Below are 5163 nucleotides of genomic sequence, written 5' to 3' on the forward strand. Positions count from 1 at the left end.
ACATGGCGGTCGCGCCGAGCGCGGCGGCGGCCGGGCCCGCGTGGTAGGGCGGCTCGGGGCGGCGGTGGGCCTCGACGAAGGCGCGGGGCGAGCGGAAGCCCCGCGAGAGCACCGCGTACCCGGCGGCGGACCAGCCCAGCCAGCCCGTGACGGCCACCAGGTCGCCGGGCTGCGCACCCGCGCGGGTCACCGGCTCCTGGTTGCGCAGATCACCGAGCGCGGTGATCGACACCATGATCGTGTCGCCGCGTACGACGTCACCGCCGACCACGGAGGCACCCGCGACCTGGCACTCGTCGCGCAGGCCGTCCATCATCTCGGTGGGCCAGGTCACCGGGAGTTCGGCGGGGACGACCAGACCGAGCAGCAGCGCGGTGGGCACGGCGCCCATCGCGGCGATGTCGGCGAGGTTCTGGGCGGCGGCCTTGCGGCCCACGTCGTACGCCGTGGACCAGTCGCGGCGGAAGTGCCGGCCCTCCAGCAGGATGTCGGTGCTCGCCACCACCCGGCGGTCCGGGGCGGCGACCACGGCGGCGTCGTCACCGGGGCCGACCCGGACCGCCGGGGTGGTGGTGAGACGGGAGGTCAGCTCCCGGATGAGCCCGAACTCACCAAGCTCACCCACTGTGCCCTTCATGGCCTCAAGCCCCTTCTGTACCTGTCCCGTGCCCGGTCGCGCGTCATCAGTGTCCCCGATACGGTCGAGGTGTCCGTCAACTTCCGTCGTGCCCGCACCCCGGCACGCGTGCCCCGTTCCCCAGGGTCTCCCCTCGGAGAGCGGCGACGCGATACCGTGGCGTTCCTCTTCCCCACATGATCCTCGTGGCCGCCCTGGAGGTTCCGTGGTACAGGCGTACATCCTGATCCAGACCGAGGTCGGCAAGGCCTCGACCGTCGCCGAGACGATCGGCAGGATTCCTGGAGTGATCCAGGCCGAGGACGTGACGGGACCCTATGACGTCATCGTCCGCGCCCAGTCCGACACCGTCGACGAGCTGGGTCGCATGGTGGTCGCCAAGGTCCAGCAAGTGGACGGCATCACACGCACCCTGACCTGCCCGGTCGTGCATCTGTAGCCCCCGTCTACGCTTGGCCGGTGAACTTCTTCCGTCACCGGCCCCTCGGCCTGCTCGCACCCGCGCTGCTGATCGCGGTCGCGGGCTGTTCCACGGCGGACGACGGCACCACGGTCGCGGCTCCCCGCCCCGACGCGCGCACCGCCCCCCTGTGCCGGCGTCTGGACGAGGCGCTGCCCGGGAAGGTGGACGGCCGGCACCGCGACGACCCACGGCCCGCTTCCGCCTATACGGCGGGCTGGTCGGGCCCGGCGATCATACTGCGCTGCGGGGTGGTCCGGCCGCCGAAGATGACCGACCCCAAGGTCGCCCAGGGCCACGACCCCCACGCGCTGGCCGGCGGGGTGGACGGCGTGGACTGGCTGATGGAGAAGCGGGACGACGGTTCCTCGCGCTTCACCACCGCCAACCGCCGCGCCTACGTGGAGGTCACGCTGCCCGAGGAGTTGTCCGGCCCGGACGACTCGACGGCGGTCCTGGTCGACCTGGCCCCGGCCGTGAAGAAGGCGATCCCCGAGGGGATCGCCTCCATGCGGTGATGCGGTGAGCGCCTAGCGCAGCCCGGTCGGGCGGCGCAGTGCCGCCTGGATCAGGCGGTCCACCAGCTCCGCGTAGCCGACGCCGGAGGCCTCCCACATCTTGGGGTACATCGAGATGGGGGTGAAGCCGGGCAGGGTGTTGATCTCGTTGATGACGAACTCGCCGTCGTCGGTGAGGAAGAAGTCCGCGCGGACCAGGCCCTCGCAGGACGCCGCCTCGAACGCCTCGACCGCGAGCCGCTGGAGCTCGGCGGTCTGCTCGTCGGTGAGCGGGGCCGGGACGACACCGGGCGTGGAGTCGATGTACTTGGCGTCGAAGTCGTAGTACGCGTGCGCGCTGGGCGGCGGGATCTCGGCGGGGACCGAGGCACGCGGGCCGTCCTCGAACTCCAGGACGCCGCACTCGATCTCGCGGCCGGACAGCGCGGCCTCCACGAGGATCTTCGGGTCGTGGCGCTGGGCCTCGGCGATGGCCTCGTCCAGACCGGAGAGGTCCTCGACCTTGGTGATGCCGATGGAGGAGCCCGCGCGGGCGGGCTTCACGAACAGCGGCCAGCCGTGCTCACCGGCGAAGTCCACGATCCGCTTGCGGGCGGCGGACTCGTCCCGCTGCCACTCGCGGGGCCGGATCACCATGTACGGGCCGACCTTGAGCCCGAAGGAGGTGAACACCCGCTTCATGTAGTCCTTGTCCTGGCCGACGGCCGAGGCGAGCACGCCCGAGCCGACGTAGGGCACACCGGACAGCTCCAGCAGACCCTGCAGGGTGCCGTCCTCCCCGAAGGGGCCGTGCAGCACCGGGAAGACCACGTCGACCTCGCCGAGCGCCTTGGGCACCGTGCCGGGCTCGCTGTAGACGACCTCGCGGTTGGCCGGGTCGACCGGGAGCACCACTCCGCCCTCGGTGGACTCCGCCACGTCCAGGACCTCCGGGGTGCGGCGGTCCGTGATGGCCATCCGCTGCGGCTCGTCGGCCGTCAGCACCCAGCGGCCGTCACGGGTGATGCCGATCGGCAGGACGTCGTACTTGGTCCGGTCGATGGCGCCCAGGACGGCACCCGCGGTGACGGTGGAGATCCCGTGTTCGGAGGAGCGGCCGCCGAACACGACGGCCACACGCGGCTTGCGGGGCTGCGCCGCAGGGTTCTGGGGGAGGTTCTCGGTGCTCATATCGCGTTGAGAGTACCCGTTGGCAGTGCCCCCGGACAGCGGCGACCCGGCGCTTTCGCTCAGCGTCGTTCGGGCTTCGCGCTGCGCGACATCAGCTCCTTGAGAGCGACGACGGGCGGCTTGGCGTCGTGCACGATTCCGACGACCGTCTCGGTGATCGGCATGTCGACACCGTGCCTGCGGGCCAGATCCAGCACGGACTCGCAGGACTTGACGCCCTCGGCGGTCTGCTTGGTGACCGCGATGGTCTCTTCGAGCGTCATGCCCTTGCCGAGGTTGGTGCCGAAGGTGTGGTTGCGGGACAGCGGCGAGGAGCAGGTCGCCACCAGGTCCCCGAGTCCGGCGAGTCCGGAGAAGGTCAGCGGATCGGCGCCGAGCGCCATGCCGAGCCGGGTGGTCTCGGCGAGGCCGCGCGTGATGAGCGAGCCCTTGGCGTTGTCGCCGAGCCCCATGCCGTCCGCGATGCCGACGGCGAGACCGATGACGTTCTTGACCGCGCCGCCGAGTTCGCAGCCGATGACGTCGGTGTTGGTGTACGGCCGGAAGTACGGGGTGTGGCAGGCCGCCTGGAGCCGCCGGGCGACCGCCTCGTCGGTGCAGGCGACCACGGCGGCGGCGGGCATCCGGGCGGCGATCTCACGGGCCAGGTTGGGCCCGGTGACGACGGCGATCCGTTCGGGGGCGACCTTGGCGACGTCCTCGATGACCTCGCTCATCCGCATGGCGGAACCGAGTTCGACGCCCTTCATCAGGGAGACGAGCACGGAGTGCGGGGCCAGCAGCGGGGCCCAGTCGGCGAGGTTGGCGCGCAGGGTCTGGGAGGGGATCGCCAGGACGACGAAGTCCGCGTCCCCGAGCGCCTCGGCGGCGTCGGAGGTGGCGCGCACGCCCGGCGGAAGCTCGACGCCGGGCAGGTAGCCGGGGTTGGTCCGTGTGGAGTTGACCGCGTCGGCCACTTCGGCGCGGCGGGCCCAGAGGGTGACCTCGCAGCCCGCGTCGGCGAGGATCACGGCGAACGCGGTGCCCCAGGAGCCGGTGCCCATGACGGCGACCCGGACAGGCGTGCTCACTTGCCGCTTCCCCCTTCGGTGGCGGTGGGCGTGACCTCGGCGGCGGGCGCGGGCACGGTGTCCTGGACCTGGCCGTCGGCCGACCGGACCGAGTGGCCGGACGGGGCGCTCGGAACGGACTGGGCGCGGGTGCGGCGGCGCTGCTCGATCCGCTCGCGGCGCGGGTCGTAGGGCACGGCCGGTGCCTTCTCGCCGCGGATCTCCTCGAGCTGGCGGGTGATGGCCGCCATGATGACCTCGGTGGCCTCCCTCAGGACGTCGGCGGTCATCTCCCGGTCGTAGAACCGGGAGAGGTCCACCGGCGGGCCGGCCAGGACGTGGTGGGTCTTGCGCGGGAAGAGGTTCGGCTTCTTCGCGTAGGGCGGCAGGAGTTCGTTGACGCCCCACTGGGCGACCGGCACGACCGGGCACTTGGTCTGCAGGGCCACGCGCGCGGCACCGGTCTTGGCCGTCATGGGCCAGCCGTCGGGGTCGCGGGTCAGGGTGCCCTCGGGGTAGAAGGCGACGCACTCGCCCTTCTCCACCGCCTCGATCGCGGCGCGGAATGCGCTCAGCGCGTCGGTGCTCTCGCGGTAGACGGGGATCTGTCCGGTACCGCGCATCGCGGCGCCGACGAATCCCTTCTTGAAAAGGCCGCTCTTCGCCAGGAATCGCGGAACCCGTCCGGTGTTGTACTGATAGTGCGCGTACGCGAAGGGGTCCACGTGGGAATTGTGGTTCACCACGGTGATAAATCCGCCGTCGGCCGGAATGTGCTCCATTCCTCGCCAGTCCCGCTTGATCAGAACCGCAAGCGGCGGTTTGCAGATCACCGCGGCGAAGCGGTACCAGAAGCCGATTCTGCGGCGGGACACGCGGACACCTTCCTCCATGGCCTCTGAGGGCCTTCACCTCGGCCGGGGGCCGCACAAGTGTGACTCCGGGCCGCCGGTCTGTCGAGAACACCGTACGCCCGCATGTCTGTGGCGACCGCCCCCGGACTGGCCTTCACAGCATTCCCCCACACGTCGGGGCGGCTCGGGCCGTCCGGTGGGAGCGGGTGACAATGAGCGCGAGCAGAGAGGGACGGTACGCCGGTGCAGTGGAGCTTGGTCATCCCCCTGAAGCCCTTGGCGCGGGCGAAAAGCAGGCTCGCGGAGGCCGTTGCCGACGGAGCGCGGCCGGGGCTGGTGCTGGCGTTCGCGCAGGACACGGTGGCCGCCGTACTGGAGTGTCCCGAGGTCGCGGATGTGGCGGTCGTCACGGACGACCCGGTGGCCGGGCGGGCGCTGGCCGCACTGGGCGCGCGGATCGTGCCGGACGAGCCGG

General features: G+C 71.6%; 6 protein-coding genes and 1 pseudogene. 3 read left to right on the forward strand and 4 right to left on the reverse strand.

Annotated features, from left to right (window positions below):
* The coding region (locus GT030_RS27615; protein ID WP_161203412.1) for a thiamine-phosphate kinase at nucleotides 1-637 on the reverse strand (637 nt) is incomplete at its 3' end.
* Between the two features lie 205 nt (nucleotides 638-842).
* On the opposite strand from GT030_RS27615, the gene GT030_RS27620 reads away from it, so the two are divergent.
* Nucleotides 843-1076, forward strand: coding sequence for an Lrp/AsnC ligand binding domain-containing protein (locus GT030_RS27620; protein ID WP_030808468.1), 234 nt, complete (start codon nucleotides 843-845; stop codon nucleotides 1074-1076).
* Between the two features lie 20 nt (nucleotides 1077-1096).
* Entirely contained in the window at nucleotides 1097-1615 is a 519-nt protein-coding gene (locus GT030_RS27625; RefSeq protein ID WP_161203413.1) for a DUF3515 domain-containing protein, read from the forward strand.
* A gap of 12 nt (nucleotides 1616-1627) precedes the next feature.
* Here GT030_RS27625 and GT030_RS27630 read toward each other — a convergent pair whose 3' ends face one another.
* From GT030_RS27630 to GT030_RS27640, 3 genes are read right to left on the reverse strand one after another with little or no spacing between them, the layout of a single operon-like run.
* Nucleotides 1628-2785, reverse strand: a complete 1158-nt coding sequence (locus tag GT030_RS27630; protein ID WP_161203414.1) for a D-alanine--D-alanine ligase family protein — start codon at nucleotides 2783-2785, stop codon at nucleotides 1628-1630.
* Nucleotides 2786-2844: 59 nt separating this feature from the next.
* Nucleotides 2845-3855 (reverse strand): NAD(P)H-dependent glycerol-3-phosphate dehydrogenase, encoded by a 1011-nt coding sequence (locus tag GT030_RS27635; protein ID WP_161203415.1) that lies wholly within the window; start codon nucleotides 3853-3855, stop codon nucleotides 2845-2847.
* Nucleotides 3852-4709, reverse strand: coding sequence for a lysophospholipid acyltransferase family protein (locus tag GT030_RS27640; RefSeq protein ID WP_161203416.1), 858 nt, complete (start codon nucleotides 4707-4709; stop codon nucleotides 3852-3854). The genes GT030_RS27635 and GT030_RS27640 overlap by 4 nt, the downstream gene beginning before the upstream one ends.
* Nucleotides 4710-4931: 222 nt before the next feature.
* Here GT030_RS27640 and GT030_RS27645 point away from each other — a divergent pair.
* Nucleotides 4932-5163: pseudogene (locus tag GT030_RS27645) on the forward strand (2-phospho-L-lactate guanylyltransferase); the annotation flags it as partial.

It is taken from the genome of Streptomyces sp. SID1328 (assembly GCF_009865595.1).
Lineage (GTDB): Bacteria > Actinomycetota > Actinomycetes > Streptomycetales > Streptomycetaceae > Streptomyces > Streptomyces griseoluteus.

Coding starts and splice junctions, on each gene's coding strand:
- GT030_RS27630 (WP_161203414.1), bottom strand. CDS start 2,785: ATGAGCACCGAGAACCTCCCCCAGAACCCTGCGGCGCAGCCCCGCAAG.